Consider the following 17,576-nt stretch of genomic DNA (forward strand, 5'->3'; position numbering starts at 1 on the left):
GCGGGCCCGCGAGCAGCGCGTTCGCCCGGCGCGCCCAGGGACCACCCACCGGGCCCGGGTACCCTGCGCTCATGTCCCACCCCCTTCTCGCCCCCGTCCTGCGCGTGCCCGCGGAGGTCCCGGAAGAGGTCCGGAACGGCTTCGACCCGAGCAACCCCGACGACTGGTTCGAGTGGTTCGTCGGGGTCCCGCTGCGCGTGCTCCTCATCATCGGCATCGGCGCGATCGCCCTCGCGCTCGTGCGCCGCGTCATCCGCAGGATCACCGAGCACATCGCCGAGGGGACGCCCGCCCTGCGCAGCAAGCGTCTGCGGGGCGTCGCCGACTCCGGGGTCGGGAGCGTCCTGCTGCGGGCGAACCCGCTCGCGTCCGCGCGACGGGCCCAGCGCGCGCGGACCGTGGGCTCGGTGCTGCGGTCCGTCGCCAACATCCTCATCGGGGCGACGATCGTGCTCCTGGTGCTCACCGAGCTGGGCGTGAACATCGCACCGTTCCTCGCCTCGGCGGGCATCGCGGGCGTCGCCCTCGGCTTCGGCGCGCAGAGCCTCGTCAAGGACTTCCTCTCGGGGACGTTCATGCTGCTCGAGGACCAGTACGGCGTGGGCGACACCGTGGACTTCGGCGAGGTGACGGGCACCGTCGAGGAGGTCGCGCTGCGCGTCACCAAGGTGCGCGACGGCAACGGGACCCTGTGGTTCGTGCGCAACGGGGAGATCCTGCGCACGGGCAACAAGACGCAGGAGTGGGGCCGCGCCGTGGTCGACGTGCGCGTGGCGTACTGGGCGGACGTCGACGCGGTGCGCGCGACGCTGCTCGCGGCGGCCGAGGACGTCGGGGCGGACCCCGTGCTCGGGACGTACTTCCTGGAGCCCCCGGAGGTCACGGGCATCGAGTCGATGACGGCCGAGGCCCTCCAGCTCAAGGTGCAGGTCAAGACGCAGGCGGCGATGCAGTGGGAGGTGGCGCGCGCGCTGCGCGCCCGCGTCCGGCAGGGGCTGTCCGACGCGCGGATCCCCCTCGCAGGGGCGCAGCAGGTGGTCGTCCTCGACCACTCGCCGTCGGTGCCCGACGACCGGCCGGACGACCGGACCGAGGACGGCCCGAGCGCCGCGTCCCCGGACGAGCAGGCGGCGCGCGACCGGCGCGGTGCCGCGGCGGCCGCCGCGGTGCAGGACCGGACCGGCGGCCCGGCGGGCCCCTCCGCCTGAGCCGGGTGGCGCCGTCGAGCACCCCCGCCCCGGGGGCGCCGGCCCTCCGCACGGGAGGGCCGGACGGGGTCAGCGCAGGCCGTCGAGCTCCGCGGCGAGGTTGTCGGCCTCCGGGCCGACGATGACCTGCACGACGCGGCCCGAGCGCACGACGCCGAACGCGCCGGTCGCCTTGAGGCGCGCCTCGTCGACGAGCTGCGGGTCGGTCACCTCGACGCGCAGGCGCGTGATGCACGGCTCCAGGTCGACCACGTTGCCCTGGCCCCCGAGGGCTTCGAGGATCTGCTGTGCCTTCTGGTCCGAGGGGGTGCTCATCGAAAGTGTCTCCTGAGGCGAGTCGCGGGTGGGATCCGCGCGGGGGGATCCGGGGTGTCGGGGTGCCGTGCACCTGGCAACAGCCTAGTCTCCTGGCGAGGTTGTCACCGGATCGACGCAGGAGCGCAACGGCACCGCAACGACGATGTGCCGCAGGCGGCTCCCCTCGTCGGACGGCGACGGGCACGCGTGCGCACCGGCCCGGGCACCCGGGTCGCACGCCCGAGGCGGACAGGAGCGAGGTCGTGACGGGCGGAACCCAGGACGAGGCACGGCAGGTCATCACGGGCATCGGCGTGTGCCCCGGGACGGTGGTCGGACCGGTGGTGCTCATGCCGGAGCCGATCGCGGAGCCCGCACCCGGGCTGCGGATGGGCCCGCGCGAGGACCACGAGGCGCAGGCCCGGCGCGTCGACGCCGCGGCCGCCCAGGTCGCCGCCGACCTCCAGCGCGCCGCTGACGCCGCCGACGGCGAGACGCGCGACGTGCTCGAGGCGACCGCCGCGATGGCGGGCGACCCCACCCTGGCGGCCGACGCGCGGCGCCGCGTCCTCGACGAGCACCTGGTGCCGGAGCGCGCCGTGTGGGAGGCCGCGGAGGAGGTCGTGCGGCAGTTCACGGAGCTCGGCGGGTACTTCGCCGAGCGTGCCCGCGACGTCGCCGACGTGCGCGACCGGCTCGTCGCGGCGCTCACGGACCGCCCCGCGCCCGGCGTGCCGGAGCACGCCGAGCCGTTCGTGCTCGTCGCGCCCGACCTCGCGCCGTCGGCCACCGCCGCGCTCGACCCGGCGCGCGTGCTCGCGATCGTCACCGACGGCGCGGGCCCGACGTCGCACACCGCCATCGTCGCCAACGCCAAGGGCATCCCCGCGGTCGTCGCGGCGACCGGGGCGAGCGCCGCCCTCGCGCCCGAGGACGTCGTGCTCGTCGACGGCGCCGCCGGGACCGTCGTCGTGCACCCGTCCGAGGAGCAGGTCGCCGCGGCGCGGGCACGGTCGCTGCGGGTGCGCACGTTCGACGGCACCGGCCGCACGCGCGACGGGCACCGCGTCCAGCTCCTCGCGAACGTCGGCGACCCCGCCGGGGCCGCGCCCGCCGCCGCGGCGGGCGCCGAGGGCGTCGGGCTGTTCCGCTCCGAGTTCTGCTTCCTCGACCGCGAGCAGCCGCCGACCGTCGAGGAGCAGGTCGCCGCCTACCGGACCGTCTTCCACGAGTTCGGCGGGCGCAAGGTCGTCATCCGCACGCTCGACTCCGGCGCGGACAAGCCGCTGCACTTCCTCACGGTCGACGACGAGGAGAACCCCGCGCTCGGCGTGCGCGGCCTGCGGACCGCCGCGCGGTGGCCCGAGCTGCTCGAGCAGCAGCTCGACGCGATCGCGCAGGCCGCCGCGGCCGAGGAGGCCGAGGTCTGGGTCATGGCGCCCATGGTCTCGACCGTCGGCGAGACGGAGTGGTTCGTCGAGCGCTGCCGTGCCCACGGGCTCGACGTCGCCGGCGTCATGGTCGAGGTCCCGAGCGCCGCGCTGCTCGCCGGGCCGATCCTCGCGCGCGCGTCCTTCGCGTCGATCGGCACGAACGACCTCACCCAGTACACGATGGCGGCCGACCGCCTCCTCGGGTCGCTCGCCGAGCTGAGCGACCCGTGGCAGCCCGCGGTGCTGCGGCTCGTCGAGGCGACGTGCGCCGGTGGTGCGCAGCAGGGCCGGCCCGTGGGCGTGTGCGGCGAGGCGGCCTCGCAGCCGGTGCTCGCCGTCGTGCTCGTGGGCCTCGGGGTGTCGTCGCTGTCCATGACGGCTCGGGCGATCCCCGACGTCGCCGCCCTGCTGCGCGAGGTGGACCTCGACGAGTGCCGACGGCTCGCGCGGCTCGCGGTCGAGGCCGAGAGCGCCACCGAGGCCCGCGCCGTCGTCCGCGAGAACCTCCCGGTGCTCGCCGAGCTCGGCCTCTGACGCGGGAGGCGCGGCGCTCGTCACGGCGGGCGCGCGGGACGTCCGTGTGACGTGCGCCCCGGTCCCCGAGCTCGGGCCGGACACGGCCGCGCCCGGTGCGATGATGGGCCGGTGACGACCGAGCCCAGCCCCCGCACGTCGCTGCCCGTCGCCGGCCTGTCGAACGGCGCGACCGGACCTGCGACCGGCCCGGCGGCCGACGCCGCGCCGGTGCGCCCGAGCCGCACGTTCTACGACGAGGTCGGCGGCCACGAGACGTTCGTGCGCCTGGTCGACGCGTTCTACGAAGGGGTCGCCGACGACCCCGTCATGCGCCCGATGTACCCCGAGGAGGACCTGGGACCGGCGCGCTGGCGCCTCACCGCCTTCCTCGAGCAGTACTGGGGCGGACCGACGACCTACAGCGAGCAGCGCGGGCACCCGCGGCTGCGGATGCGGCACGCGCCGTTCAAGGTCAACCCCGAGGCGCGGGACCGCTGGCTCGCGCACATGCGCGCCGCCGTCGACACCCTCGACCTCGCGCCGGTCCACGAGGCGACGCTGTGGGACTATCTGGAGCGCGCGGCGCACTCGCTCCTCAACACCTTCGAGGACTGACCGACCCGCCGCCCGAGCGAAGGAGCCCCACCCGTGACCCCCGAGCCCACGCCGCCGTCGACCTCCCCGACCTCCCCCGGCCCGACGTCGGACGCCGCCCCGCGCGAGCAGGTCCCCAACCCGCTGAACCACCTCCTCGACGTCCTGCGCCTCGAGCGCGTCGGCGACGGCGACGGGTCGGCCGCCGACCCCGAGCACTTCCGCGGCGAGAGCGTGCACCAGCCGACGGGCCGGGTCTACGGCGGCCAGGTGCTCGCGCAGGCCGTCCTCGCCGCAGGGCGCACGGTGCCGGACGGGCGCCTCCCCCACTCGCTGCACGGCTACTTCCTGCGGCCCGGCGGCCTCGACGTGCCGATCGACTTCGCGGTCGAGCGGCTGCGCGACGGACGGTCGTTCAGCGCGCGCCGGACGCACGCGATCCAGCACGGCAAGCCGATCCTCTCGATGATCGCGTCGTTCCAGGAGGACCAGGGCGGCATCGAGCACTCGTCGCCGATGCCCGACGCCCCCGCCCCGGAGGACGTGCCGTCCGCGCTCGACGTGCTCGGCGGCATCGACCACCCGATCGCGCGCTTCTGGTCGCACCACTCGGCGTTCGAGCTGCGGCACGTGGGCGGTTCGCTCTACCTCGGCCCCGACCACGAGCCCAAGGACCACCAGATGGTCTGGATGCGGGCGCGCGGCGACGTCGGGGACGACCAGCTGCTGCACCGCGCGCTCATGGCGTACGCGTGCGACCAGGTGATGCTCGAGCCGATCCTGCGCGAGTCGGGCACGAGCTGGGTCACGCCGGACCTGTCGATCGCGAGCCTCGACCACGCCATGTGGTGGCACCGCGACGCACGGGTCGACGAGTGGTTGCTCTACGTGCAGTCGGCGTCGAGCGCCCAGGGCGGCCGCGGGCTCGGCGCGGCGCGCGTGTTCGCGCAGGACGGGACGCTCGTCGCGTCCATCGCGCAGGAGGGCATGGTCCGCCTCCCGGCGCTGTGAGCACCGGGAGGCGGACCGCCTCACCGCGGTATCAGCCGGGTGTCAACCGGTGTCAGCCGCACGCGACCGTCGCTGACGACGGCGGCGCGCCCGTGCCGATGAACCCGAACGACGTCGTCGCGCCGGCGGCGAGCGTGCCGTTCCAGCCGACGTCCGTCGCGGTCAGGACGCTCCCGCTCACGCTCGTCGTCGCGTTCCACGCCTGCGAGAGGCCGCCGGGCGCGAGGTCGAGCGACACGGTCCAACCGGAGAGCCCGGACGGGCCCGCCGTGACCGTGACCTCGCCCTGGTACCCGCCCTGCCACGACCCGCGCGTCGCATAGGTCGCGGTGCAGGCGCCGGGCTCGGGCCCGCCGTCGTCGGCGAGCGTCGTCGCCTCGGCGGCGACCGACACCGGCGAGATGTTCCCGGCCGCGTCGCGTGCCCGCACCGTGTACCGGTACGTGGTCTCGGGCGCGAGGTCCTCGTCCGTGTAGGTCGTGCGCGCCGTGGAGCCGACGACCTCCCCGTCGCGCAGCACGTCGTACGCGACGACGCGGACATCGTCCGTCGAGGCCGTCCACGACAGCGACGCGGTCGTCGCCGTCGTCCCTGTCACGGAAAGGTCGGTCGGCGTCGTGGGCGACTCGGTGTCCGGCTCCGTGGGGACGTCCTCGCCGAACAGGCGGTCGTAGTCGGCGAGCGCCGTCGCCACGGCGGTCTGGGCCCAGAACCGGTGGTAGGTGAACTCGGGCGCCGGCCCGCCGTCGAGGTGCGCCTGGACCTTCGACCACTGCGGGTCGTCGAGGTAGAACGACCGCAGGTCGAGGAACGACACGCCGGGCTCGATGACGTCGCCGTTCGGCATGGTCCCCGTCCACCCGGCCGGCACGTAGGTCCCGTCGCCCGTGGTCGACGTCAGGACGTCGTCGAAGCGCGCGTAGTCGGCGCGCGTCTCGGTCGTCGCGACGCCGACCGGGTCGCTGTTCTGCTCCCAGATCGCGTCGAGCAGGTCCCGCGCGACCTGCTGCGCCGCGTCGTGCTGCGGCCCCTCGCCGCCGGCCGCGTAGTACATGAGCGAGCGGGCGAGCGCGCCGGCGACGCCGACGTCCTGGCCGTAGCCCGTCACCTCGACGCTCAGGCCCGCGTTGTCCCCCGGGTTCTGGGGGTCCCAGTCGTCGGGCTGGCCCGACCACGCGAGGTTGGACGGGATCTGCCAGGAGTCGTCCGTGACGGTGACGTGGTCGATCACCCACGGCACCCACTTGTCGAGGATCGCCTCGGCGCGCTCGTCGCCGGTCTCCTCGTAGAGCTGCGCGATGCGCTCGACGCCCCAGCCCTGCATGCCCATCCACGAGTTGGACGGCGGGTCGTGGTAGACGGGCGCCTCGGTGTACGCCATGCCGTAGAACGTCGCGACGTCGTCGGGGCGGTCGGCGTAGTGGCCGTCCCACGAGTTCGTGCTGCCGCCCGCGATCCCGCCCTCGGGCGACTGGAGCCACTGGAAGAGCTCGATCTGGCGGTCGAGGCTCGTGCCCCAGTCGTCGCTCGCCGTGGGCGAGGCCGGCTGGAGCGCGGGGTCGTTCGCGAGCGCCCAGGCCGCCATCGGGTTCTGGTACCCGAAGTGGGCGTGGCTCGACCCGATGCGCCAGGCCCAGGGGCCGGACGTGTCGAGCGCGCCGCCCCACGCGTAGTACCAGGACAGCAGGTAGTGCGCGCTGCTCCGGCCCGACCCCGCGGCGCACGACGTGGACTCGCAGCCCGGCGTCTTGAAGTACTTGTCGAACAGCGCGTAGCGCAGGTAGTCGCCCATCTTCGAGGCCTTGCCGACCGTGTCGGCGACGGCCTCGGGCTGGCCCTGCTCGGTCGCGAACTTGTTGGCCCAGTAGGCCGCCTCGACCGCGCGCGCGTCGGCGTCGGGCGCGTTGGTGTACTTCCACTGCTTCGCGTACGACGCGTCGCCCGTGAAGAGGTCGAGGTAGCCGTTCTCGCCGCCGTAGGAGAAGTCGTCGATCGACGGCTGGGGCACCGTCTCCCAGACGGACTCCTGCGGGCCGCGCTGGAACGTGTTGATGTACGACGTGCCCTCGTGGTCCGGCCCGAGCAGCGTCGACGAGCCGGGTGCGGCGCCGAACCCGTAGACGTTGTCGACGTCGGCGAGCCAGTGCATGCCGTAGACCTCGGGCGTGCCGTAGGTCGAGCGCAGCTCGGCACCGATCGGGTCGGAGCCGACGGACACCGAGGAGTCGAGCTGCGACGGGTACTGGCTCGGGTGGTTGAACTCCGGCGCGTACGTCGCGGGCTTGGCCGGGTCGTACGCGCCGTTGGTGGGCTGGTTCTCCGTGGTGGGGATCATGTACGCCTCGAGCGTGTCCCACGCGTGGTTGAACGGCTCCCAGTCGCCGGTCACCTGGCCGTACGACGTCTCGAGCCACAGCCAGAAGGAGTACGCCTCCGACGTCGTCTCGTGGCCGTAGTCCGGCGCCTCGACCATGAGCGTCTCGACCGCGTGGTACGGGATGCCCTGGGGCGAGAAGTACCCGTTCTCCGGGTCGTGGATCTTCGCGTACAGCTCGAGGAACCGCTGGGTGTACTCGCCGTCGCCGGGCGCCGCGACCGCGTCGGCCGACGGGGACGGGGCCGGGTCCGCGCTCGCCGGCGGGACCGCGGCGAGGGCCGCGAGCGCGACGCCCGCGGCGATCGCCGCCGCCGTCGCGCGGCGCCGTGCGGCCCGAGCGTGCGGGGCGGTGGGTGGTGGCGCTGCGCGCCGGGACGTGCGTGGCATCGTGCTCCCTCTCGTCGTCGAGCCCCGCGGCGGCGTCACGGGAGCGCCGTCGTCGGCGCCCCACCTCCGCGGGTCGATCGACTCTCGGCGGGAGCGCCGGGCTCTCACAACGCACGAAACGTTTCGGCCTGTGCCGACCACGGGACGACCGCGCCGTGCGCGCGCGCCCGCCGACGCGCGAGCGCCACCCCGGCGCGCCGCAGCACCTCGAGCGCGTCCGGCGCCCCCGTGACGTCCCCCAGGTGCTCGACGACGGCCGACCCGCACGCCCCGGCCGCACGCACCGCCGCGTGGCGCGCGGCGTCGTCGGACACGCCGTCGAGGAGCACGACGAGGTCCGTCGGCGCCAGCGCGCACAGCGAGCCCGCCGCGCCCAGCACGCCGCCGAGCCGGTGCAGCGCGGGGACCGTCGGCGGCGTGTCGAGCCCGACGGCGAGCACGTGCGCGCCGTACCCCGGGACCCGCGCGCCGCGTGCGATCGCCTGCTCGAGCCGGTCGACGAAGAGGGTGCGGTGCAGCACGCCCGAGTCGGGGTCGACGAGCGCCCGCTCGCGCAGCTCGCTGCGGTAGCGCTCGACGTCGGACAGCACGGCGAGCGCGCCGACCATGCGAGCCGGGCGCCCGCCGGCGTCGTGCACGGTCACCGCACGGCACCGGACCCGCACGTGCTCGCCGTCGGCGCACCGCAGCCGGTGCTCGACGTCGAGGGGCTCGGTCGTGCCCGCGAGCTGCGCGGCGACGGCGGCGTGCACCGCCTGCCGGTCGTCCGGGTGCACGCGGCCGAGCCACTCCTCGGGGTCGTCCCTGAGGTCGGCCACGTCGCAGCCGACGATGCGCGCCCACGCCGGCGACCAGCGCACGGTGCCCGTCTCGACGTCCCAGTCCCACGTGCCGTCGTGGGACGCGATGGACACGAGCGCGGCGCGCTCGGCGCCCGCCTCGACCTCGAGCGCCAGCTCGCGCACGCGCTCGGCCGAGTCCGCGAGCGCGTGCCGCTGCTCCTGCAGCGACGTGACCAGGGCCTCGCGGTCCAGCGCGACGGCGAGCATGGCCGCCCAGTGGTTGTACCGCTCACGGGTGCTCGTCGTGCGCGTGTCCACGAGGCCGCCCACCACGAGGAACCCCCAGTCGGAGCGACCGAACGCGACCGGCGCGACGACCGTGAGCGAGCGCGGGTCGAGGAGCTCGCGGGGAGGGAACTGCGCGGTCGGGAGGACCGACCCCACGAGCCGCTCCACGGCCGTCCCCCCGCCGCGCGCACCCACGACCCGCAGCACGCGGCGCCCCGGGTCGCCGTCGAGGTCCTCCCACAGCGCGAGCGCCGCCGTGCCGCCCACCCCGCGCGGCAGCCAGTCGAGGCGCCGCAGGCCCTCGCCGTCGCCGCGCAGCAGGCCCAGGTCGACCTCGTAGAGGTCCACCAGGTCCTGCTCGAGCCGGCCCGTGCGCGCCACGGCCCCGTGCGCGCACCCGCGGGCGACGGCGACCACCACCTCGGCCGCGGTCGCCCGGACGGCGTCGGCCCGCGCGACCGCGGAGCCCGCCGGGAGGTCTCGGTGGGCCCCGCGCGACAGCACCGTCCGACCGAGCTGGGACGCGCGCGCCCCCGGGCGACGCCGTCGCACGTCCCGCACGAGCGCGGCGACCTCGGCCTCCAGCGCCGGCACGATCTGCTCGAGCGCCTCCTGCGACGGGCGCAGCGCCGCGGTGCGGTCCGCGAGCGAGCGCAGGGCCGCCGCCGGCGGGACCACGCCCGTGTCGGCGGCCCCCCGGAGCAGGTGCCGCAGCACCAGGAGCCAGGCGTCGACCGGGGCCGGGCGCTGGCCGCCGTCCGACCCGCGCCGCCGCAGGACCCCGCGCACGTCGGACCGCTCCAGGACGGACGCGAAGACCACCCGGGCCACCTCGTCGAGGGGCCGGGCCGGGTCCGCGGGCGCCGCCAGGGCGGCCCGCGCGGCCGGAGCGCCGATGAGCTCGCCCTGCGTGCCCTCCAGGCACCCGCACGACTCGCGCCGGATCAGGGCCGCCCGACCCAGCCGGTGCTCCCGGCCGACGTTCTCCCCGCGCGCCCGCGCGACGAGCAGCTCGGCGACCCGCTCGCCGACCTGGTCGTGCAGCGGGTCGACGGTCGACAGCCGGGGCCGCGACCGCGCTCCCGAGTCGGCGTGGTCGAACCCCACCACGGCCTGCTCCGCGGGCAGCTCGAACCCGCTGGCCTGCAGGCCCCGCATGAAGCCGATCGCGTTGCGGTCGGTCGCGGCGAGCGTCGCCGTCGTCGGCAGGCCCCGGGAGGCGAGCCGCCGCGCGGCGGCCTCGGCGCTCGCCTCCTGGTTGTCGCGCGTGCGGTAGACCCACGAGGGCGAGAAGGCCAGGTCGTGCGCGGCCAGCGCCGCGCGGTACGCGTCGTAGCGCTCGAGCGTGTCGCGCTGCTCGGTGTTGCCGACGAAGCCGATGCGGGTGTGGCCGTGCTCCACGAGGTGGTCGACGGCGGCGCGCACGCCTCCGGCGTTGTCGGGCGACACCGCCGGCGCGCGCAGCCCGTCCGCGCGCACCCCCAGGAGCACCAGCGGGACGCCCGACGCGTCGAGCTCGCGCAGCTCGGCGTCCGCGAGCGCCGTGGTCATCACGACGAACCCGTCGAACGACGAGCGCCCGAGCAGGGGCCTGCGGCCCGGTGGGCCCGGGAACTCGTCGCGGTCGAGGTCCGCCGGGTAGGTCTGGAGAGCGACCACCCGGTGCCCGTGCGCCCGCAGGACCCGGGCGATCCCCGCCAGGGACCTCCCGAAGTAGAACCCTCCGACCACGGGGCACAGCACACCGAACGTCAGGTGCTCCCCCGCCTGTCTCGGGCGCCTCGTCGCGTCCGTCGACATCCTCGTCACCGTCCTCGTCACGTCATCGTCACCGAGTCCTGGTAGGCATCATGCACCCAAACCGGGCACAGTGTGGGAGCGTGACCACCAACTCGTCCGCACACCCGGCCTCGCACCGCGGCGCCGACCCGGGTGCACGGCGCACCACGATCACCGACGTCGCGCGCGCGGCAGGGGTGTCGATCGCCGTCGTCTCCTACGCCCTCAACGGCCGCCCCGGAGTGTCCGAGCGCACCCGCCGGCACGTCCTGCGCACCGCTGCCGACCTCGGTTGGCGGCCGAGCGTGGCCGCCCGCTCGCTGCGCACGAGCGCGCGCAGCGTGGCGCTCCAGGTCGTGCACGCGACCGAGGGAGCCGCCGGACCGACCCGCGCCCTCGCGCTCGCCGCGGGCATGCGCACCGTCCTCGCGGAGCACGACCTCGCCCTCGGCATCGAGGTCACGGGCGACCGCGACGAGGGTGCCCGGGAGCTCGAGACGGGCTGGTCCGAGCGGCGGCACGCGGCGTACGTCGTGGTCGACGCCCACGCGCGCGACCCGCGGGTCCGGGTAGCCCGCGAGGCCTCGATCCCGCTCGTCCAGGTCGCTCCCGGCCCGGCCGACGCCGACGCGCCGGGCGCGCGGACCTGGTTCGCGGGCGACGCGGACGCGCGCGCGGCCCGCTACCTCGTCGAGCTCGGCCACCGCCGGATCGCGGTCCTCGTCTCGGACGCGCAGGACGAGCAGGCCCGCGCCGTGGTCGCGGCGGCGCGCGACGCGGGCGGCCCGGAGACCCGGGTCGACGTCGTCGAGTGCCGCACGTGGGAGGAGACCCGCACGCGTGCGGCGCGGCTGGTGGCGCACGACGCGCGCCCCACCGCCGTGCTCACCGACACGGACGTCACCGCGCTCGCCGTGCTCGAGGCGGGCCGGAGCCAGGGGCTCGAGGTGCCGTGGGACCTGTCGGTGCTGTCCGGCGAGGACTCCGCGACGTGCCGGCTCGTCGCCCCCGCGCTCACCGCCGTGCACCGGCCGTTCGAGCGGCTCGGTGCGCACGTCGCCGACGTCGTGGTCGCGCGCCTGGGCCTCGGACGCCCGGTCGCGCGCCCCGACGCCGACCCGGCCGCGACCCGTCCGGTCGTCGACCGCGAGCGCCCCGCCGCCCGCCTCCTCCTGCGGGGCACGACGGCGCCACCCCGGAGCGCCTAAACGTTTCAGGCGGTAGCCGACGACCGCCCTCGTTCGTCACGTTGTCCCCGCCGGGCAGAGCCGCCCGGTGCGCGGACCCGTCCGCGCTCCCGGACCCTTGGAGGACCACGTGCCATCCCGATCCAGCCGACCGCGCAGGGGCGCGGCCGTCGCCGCGTCGCTCGCGCTGCTCGCCGCCCCGCTGGTCGCGACCGCCGCGCCGGCGAACGCCGCCGAGCCACGCGTGAGCAACCCGTTCGCCGGTGCCACGCAGTACGTCAACGACTTCTGGTCCGCCAACGTCGAGGCCGCCGCCGACCGCGCCGGCGGCGACCTCGGGTCCCGCATGCGGGCGATCGCCGACGAGCCCACCGCGGTCTGGATGGACCGCATCAGCGCGATCGAGGGCAACGCCGACGGCCCGGGCCTGCGGCACCACCTCGACGCCGCGATCGAGCAGAAGCAGCCCGGCGTGCCGATGGTCTTCAACCTCGTGATCTACGACCTGCCCGGTCGCGACTGCTACGCGCTCGCGTCCAACGGCGAGCTCAAGCCGAACGCCACGGACATGGCGCGGTACAAGACCGAGTACATCGACGTCATCGCCGACATCCTCGACGACCCGGCCTACGAGGACCTGCGCGTCGTCGCGACGATCGAGCCGGACTCGCTGCCGAACCTCGTCACCAACATCAGCACGCCCGACTGCCAGGCGTCCGCGCCGTACTACCGCGAGGGCGTGGCGTACGCGCTGGACGCTCTCCACGCCGTCGGCAACGTCTACTCCTACATCGACGCGGCGCACGCGGGCTGGCTCGGCTGGCCGAGCAACGGGGGCCCGGCGGCGAAGCTCTTCAAGGAGGTCGTGCTGTCGACGGAGGCGGGTTACGCGTCGGTCGCGGGCTTCGTCACGAACACGGCCAACTCCACGCCGCTGCACGAGCCGTTCCTCGAGGACGTCCAGCTCGGCAGCACGCCCGTGCGCTCGGCGAGCTTCTACGAGTGGAACGCCGACTTCGACGAGGCCGACTGGACCGCGCACCTCTACGACCTGCTCGTGGCGGAGGGCTTCCCGACGTCGATCGGCATGCTCATCGACACCTCGCGCAACGGCTGGGGCGGCGCCGACCGCCCGACGGCGGTGAGCACGTCGACGAACCTCAACACCTACGTGGACGAGTCGCGCGTCGACCGACGGATCCACCGTGGCGCCTGGTGCAACCCGGCCGGCGCCGGGATCGGCGAGCGCCCGCAGGCCTCGCCCGCGGGCTTCCCCGAGTCGCACCTGCACGCGTACGTGTGGGTCAAGCCTCCGGGCGAGTCCGACGGCGCGTCGTCCGACATCCCGAACGACCAGGGCAAGCGGTTCGACCGCATGTGCGACCCGACGTTCGTCTCGCCGAAGCTCTCCAACCAGCTCACCGGCGCCCTGCCCGACGCCCCGCTCGCGGGCCAGTGGTTCGAGTCCCAGTTCCGGATGCTCGTCGAGAACGCCTACCCGGCCATCGAGGGCGACGGGACCGGCGGCCCTGCGGACACCACCGCGCCGTCGGTGCCGACGGGCCTCACGGCGGGCGCGACCACGACCACGTCGGCGAGCGTGAGCTGGACCGCGTCCACCGACGACCGCGGCGTCACGGGATACACCGTGCTCGTCGACGGCGCGGCCGTGGGCACGACCTCCACGACCTCGTTCACCGTCACCGGTCTCGAGGCGGGCACGTCCTACGCCGTGACGGTCCGGGCGCGTGACGCCGCGGGCAACGTCTCCGCCGCGTCCGCGCCGCTCACCGTGACCACGGACGAGGACGACGGCTCGGGCGGTGACGACCAGCCGCCGTCCGCCCCGACCGGGCTGCGGGTCACCGGAACCACGACGTCCACGGTCGCGCTCGCGTGGAACGCGTCCACCGACGACACCGGCGTGACCGGCTACCGCGTGTTCCGCGACGGGACCCAGGTCGCCGAGGTCTCGGCGACGTCGTTCACCGACACCGGCCTCGCCGCGGGCACGGCGCACGTCTACGCGGTGCGCGCGGTCGACGCGGCGGGCAACCTCTCGGCCACGTCCGGCACCGTGACCGGCGAGACGGACGAGGACGGCGGCCAGCCCGCCGGGGCCTGCACCGTCGTCTACTCGGCGAGCTCCTGGAACACGGGCTTCACCGGCTCGATCCGGCTCACGAACGACTCGGCCCAGGCGCTGCAGAGCTGGACCCTGACCTTCGACTTCCCGGACGGTCAGAGCATCACCCAGGGCTGGTCCGCGCAGTACGCGCAGACCGGCTCGACGGTGACCGTGACCCCGGCGGCGTGGAACACCACGCTGGGCGCGGGCGCGAGCGTCGAGATCGGCTTCAACGGCTCCCACTCGGGGACCAACGACGAGCCGACGGCCTTCACGTTGAACGGCGCGTCCTGCACCGTCGGCTGACCTGAGACGACCGGCGGTCGGGGCCCCACGCCTCGACCGCCGGTCCTGTGCGACGTTCGATATCGATATCGACCCGAAGGGTGCACCCATGAGCAGGACCATCTGGAGACGACCTCTCGCGACGACGCTCGCGACCACGGCGCTCGTCGCCGCGACCGTCCTCCCGGTCGCCACGACCGCGACCGCCGCCACCGAGCCGCTCGGCGACGCCGCCGCGAGGCACGGCAAGACCGTCGGCTTCGCGCTCGACCCCGGCCGCCTCTCGGAGAGCGGCTACCGGGCGGTCGCCGACCGCGAGTTCTCGCTCGTCGTCGGGGAGAACGCGATGAAGTGGGACGCGACCGAACCCGCCCGGGGCTCGTTCTCCTGGGGGGCCGCGGACCAGGTCGCGAGCTACGCGGCCGCGCAGGGCGCGGACCTCTACGGCCACACGCTCGTGTGGCACCAACAGCTCCCCGGCTGGGTCCAGGGCCTGACGGGCACGGAGCTGCGCACCGCCATGACGGACCACGTCAGCGCCGTCGCCGGGCACTTCGCCGGCGACGTCGAGGCGTGGGACGTCGTCAACGAGGCGTTCGAGGACGACGGCTCCCGCCGGCAGAGCGTCTTCCAGCAGCGCCTCGGAGACGGCTACATCGAGGACGCCTTCCGCGCCGCACGGGCGGCCGACCCGGACGCGGACCTGTGCCTCAACGACTACAGCACCGACGGGATCAACGCGAAGAGCACGGCGATCTACGACCTCGTCGCCGACTTCAAGGCCCGCGGTGTGCCGATCGACTGCGTCGGGTTCCAGGCGCACCTGATCGTGGGCCAGGTCCCGTCGACCCTGACCCAGAACCTCCGGCGGTTCGCCGACCTCGGCGTGGACGTGCGCATCACCGAGCTCGACATCCGCATGAACACTCCCGCCGACGCGCAGAAGCTGGCGCAGCAGGCGTCGGACTACGCGAAGGTCTTCCAGGCCTGCCTCGACGTCGACCGCTGCACGGGCGTCACGCTGTGGGGCATCACCGACAGGTACTCGTGGATCCCGGGCGTGTTCCCGGGGCAGGGCGCCGCGCTCGTCTGGGACGACGCGTACGCGCCCAAGCCCGCGTACGCGGCGATCGCCGAGGTCCTCGGCGCACGGGACGACGGACCGGGCGGCGACGAGCAGGCGCCGTCGGCCCCGACCGGGCTGCGGGTCACCGGCACCACGACCTCCTCGATCTCGCTCGCGTGGAACCCCTCCACCGACGACGTCGGCGTCGCGGGGTACCGCGTGTTCCGCGACGGGACCCAGGTCGCCGAGGTCGCCGCGACGTCGTTCACCGACACCGGCCTCACCGCGGGCACCGCGCACGTCTACGCGGTGCGCGCGGTCGACGCGGCGGGCAACCTCTCGGCCACGTCCGGCACCGTGACCGGCGAGACCGAGGAGGGTGGCGGCGAGCCCACCGGGACCTGCACCGTCGCCTACACGGCGAGCTCCTGGAACACGGGCTTCACCGGCTCGATCCGGATCACCAACGACTCGACGACCGCGCTGCACGGCTGGACCCTGAGGTTCGCGTTCCCGGACGGGCAGACCGTCCAGCAGGGCTGGTCGGCGCAGTACGCGCAGCAGGGCTCGACCGTCACCGTCACCCCGGCGCCGTGGAACACCACGCTCGGCGCGGGCGCGAGCGTGGACATCGGCTTCAACGGCGCCCACTCCGGGATCAACACCGAGCCGACCTCCTTCACGCTCGACGGTGCCGCCTGCGAGGTCGCCTGAGCGAGGCGGGCGCCGTCCGGGGCGTGCAGGGGCCGCCCCGGGCGGCGCTCGCGCGGGATCAGTCCTCGAGGACGGGGACGGGGGTGCCGTCCGCGGTGCGCCCCACCACGACCACCGGGGGCTCGTCGGTGGGTGCCACCCGCTCGAGGTCGGCGCCCTCGCGGGCCCAGGTCGCCGGGTCGGGGCGCGGCCACGTGAGCGTCGACCCCTCGACGCGCTTGCCGTCCGTCGACGCGAGGACCTCGACGGACACGACCTCGCCCGGCCCGACCACCACGAGCTCGGGCCGCGGCTCGGCGTCACCGCCGGGACCGCCGTCGATCCACTGCGCGACGAGCGGCGGGATCCGCGTCGTCGCCGGCGACCCCGGCGCGACCTCGCCGCCCCCGAGCCGGTCGGTCCGGGGGTCGCCCGGCTCCTCGCCGTCGGCGGGCACCGGCGCCGGCCGGGAGGCGTAGACCTCCCACCACGCCCGGGGGTCCCACGCGCTCGTCGTGACCGCGACGACCGCCAGGGGCGTCCCGTCCCGCAGCGCGACCCCGTCCCAGAGCGCGGCGACCGGCGGGTCGGCGCGACGCCGCTCCTCCGTGCCGCGGTACGCGCCGAGGAGCGCGCTCCAGGTCGGAGCACCCGCGGCGGGGTCGAGGAGCCGGTCCCACAGCGTGTCGAGGTCGGCCGTGGTCACCGCGCCTCCGTCGGTGAACAGCAGACCCGGGTCGTCGCCGTCGGGGACCGCGCTCACCGAGGCCGCCCGGATCGCGCCACCGCGCTGGCCGACGAGCAGGCCCTCGTCGACCGGAACGGTCACGACGACCGGCGCGTCGTCGCCCTCGCCCCGGGGATGCACGACCTCGACGCCGTCCGGCTCCGCACCGCGGGCGAGCGACTCGGCGAGCAGCAGCAGACCGTCGTCGAGCTCGACGGCCGCGCGCGAGGCCCACCGCTGCTCGTCGCTGTCCGCGAGGATCCGGTAGGCGTCGGTCCGCTCGCCCTCGGCGTCGACCGGCGCGAGGAAGGTCGCGACGTGGTCGTCCGAGCGGAGCGCGACGAGGCGGCCGGTGGGCGCGTCGTCGAGGCGGAGCTCGTAACGGCTCTCGAACGCGAGATCGGCCGCGGGGACGTCCCCGGCCCACAGCACCTCGATGGGCTCGTCGGCGGCGGGCGGCTCCTCCTGCCCGCCGACGTCCTCGCGCCGCCAGGCGTCGGCGGCGGCCTCGACGTCCTCGAAGGGCGCGCCGTCCACGGTGAGACCGCCCCGGGTCGGGTAGCCCTCGAGGGTCGACGTGCTCACCGGCTCGTCGACCGGATCGGCGCCACCCCGCGCGACCAGCCAGAGGGTCAGCGCCCCGGCGAGCACGAGCGCCACCGCCCCGCCGACCAGCACGCGCCCCCTGCGGGTCCGCCACCACGGGCTCTCCGACGTCGTCATGTCCCCTCCCTCGTCCGCGCCCGCCACGCTAGCCGTGACGGGGCGCCGCCGGAGGCTCGGGCCATGGGGACCGCTCCCCATGCGCCGCGCGGCCC

Annotated in this window: 10 protein-coding genes and 1 pseudogene; 7 read left to right on the forward strand and 4 right to left on the reverse strand. The window is 75.4% G+C overall.

Annotated elements, in window-relative coordinates; translation table 11 throughout:
- Positions 1 to 71 precede the first annotated feature (71 nt).
- On the forward strand, positions 72 to 1,208 hold the full coding sequence (locus tag ACTJIY_RS15235; protein WP_253051217.1) for a mechanosensitive ion channel family protein: 1,137 nt from the start codon (positions 72 to 74) through the stop codon (positions 1,206 to 1,208).
- Between the two features lie 69 nt (positions 1,209 to 1,277).
- On the opposite strand, the pseudogene ACTJIY_RS15240 reads toward ACTJIY_RS15235, so the two are convergent.
- A pseudogene (locus tag ACTJIY_RS15240) lies at positions 1,278 to 1,526 on the reverse strand (glucose PTS transporter subunit EIIB); the annotation flags it as partial.
- A gap of 242 nt (positions 1,527 to 1,768) precedes the next feature.
- On the opposite strand from ACTJIY_RS15240, the gene ptsP reads away from it, so the two are divergent.
- The 3 genes from ptsP to ACTJIY_RS15255 all read left to right on the forward strand — a co-directional run bounded on the left by ptsP (position 1,769) and on the right by ACTJIY_RS15255 (position 5,059).
- Positions 1,769 to 3,472, forward strand: coding sequence for a phosphoenolpyruvate--protein phosphotransferase (gene ptsP, locus ACTJIY_RS15245; RefSeq protein ID WP_440674595.1), 1,704 nt, complete (start codon positions 1,769 to 1,771; stop codon positions 3,470 to 3,472).
- A gap of 210 nt (positions 3,473 to 3,682) precedes the next feature.
- On the forward strand, positions 3,683 to 4,069 hold the full coding sequence (locus tag ACTJIY_RS15250) for a globin (protein ID WP_353709601.1): 387 nt from the start codon (positions 3,683 to 3,685) through the stop codon (positions 4,067 to 4,069).
- Between the two features lie 144 nt (positions 4,070 to 4,213).
- Positions 4,214 to 5,059 carry an acyl-CoA thioesterase gene (locus tag ACTJIY_RS15255; RefSeq protein WP_253051455.1) on the forward strand — a complete coding sequence of 282 codons (846 nt, stop codon included), beginning with the start codon at positions 4,214 to 4,216 and terminating at the stop codon, positions 5,057 to 5,059.
- Between the two features lie 52 nt (positions 5,060 to 5,111).
- On the opposite strand, the gene ACTJIY_RS15260 is transcribed toward ACTJIY_RS15255, so the two are convergent.
- Together ACTJIY_RS15260 and ACTJIY_RS15265 are read right to left on the reverse strand one after the other, a co-directional pair.
- Positions 5,112 to 7,823 carry a glycoside hydrolase family 48 protein gene (locus tag ACTJIY_RS15260; RefSeq protein WP_440674594.1) on the reverse strand — a complete coding sequence of 904 codons (2,712 nt, stop codon included), beginning with the start codon at positions 7,821 to 7,823 and terminating at the stop codon, positions 5,112 to 5,114.
- Positions 7,824 to 7,927: 104 nt separating this feature from the next.
- Positions 7,928 to 10,624, reverse strand: coding sequence for a substrate-binding domain-containing protein (locus tag ACTJIY_RS15265; protein WP_440674593.1), 2,697 nt, complete (start codon positions 10,622 to 10,624; stop codon positions 7,928 to 7,930).
- 149 nt (positions 10,625 to 10,773) lie between these two features.
- On the opposite strand from ACTJIY_RS15265, the gene ACTJIY_RS15270 reads away from it, so the two are divergent.
- The 3 genes from ACTJIY_RS15270 to ACTJIY_RS15280 all read left to right on the forward strand — a co-directional run bounded on the left by ACTJIY_RS15270 (position 10,774) and on the right by ACTJIY_RS15280 (position 16,052).
- Complete coding sequence (locus tag ACTJIY_RS15270; RefSeq protein ID WP_440674592.1) at positions 10,774 to 11,880, forward strand: LacI family DNA-binding transcriptional regulator; 1,107 nt, start codon at positions 10,774 to 10,776, stop codon at positions 11,878 to 11,880.
- Positions 11,881 to 11,989: 109 nt separating this feature from the next.
- Complete coding sequence (locus tag ACTJIY_RS15275; RefSeq protein ID WP_440674591.1) at positions 11,990 to 14,293, forward strand: glycoside hydrolase family 6 protein; 2,304 nt, start codon at positions 11,990 to 11,992, stop codon at positions 14,291 to 14,293.
- Positions 14,294 to 14,381: 88 nt separating this feature from the next.
- Complete coding sequence (locus ACTJIY_RS15280) at positions 14,382 to 16,052, forward strand: endo-1,4-beta-xylanase (RefSeq protein ID WP_440674590.1); 1,671 nt, start codon at positions 14,382 to 14,384, stop codon at positions 16,050 to 16,052.
- A 58-nt stretch (positions 16,053 to 16,110) separates the two neighbouring features.
- On the opposite strand, the gene ACTJIY_RS15285 is transcribed toward ACTJIY_RS15280, so the two are convergent.
- Positions 16,111 to 17,481 (reverse strand): hypothetical protein, encoded by a 1,371-nt coding sequence (locus tag ACTJIY_RS15285; RefSeq protein ID WP_440674589.1) that lies wholly within the window; start codon positions 17,479 to 17,481, stop codon positions 16,111 to 16,113.
- Between the last annotated feature and the right edge of the window lie 95 nt (positions 17,482 to 17,576).

The organism is Cellulosimicrobium sp. 22598 (assembly GCF_052044445.1).
Taxonomy (GTDB): Bacteria; Actinomycetota; Actinomycetes; order Actinomycetales; family Cellulomonadaceae; genus Cellulosimicrobium; species Cellulosimicrobium cellulans_G.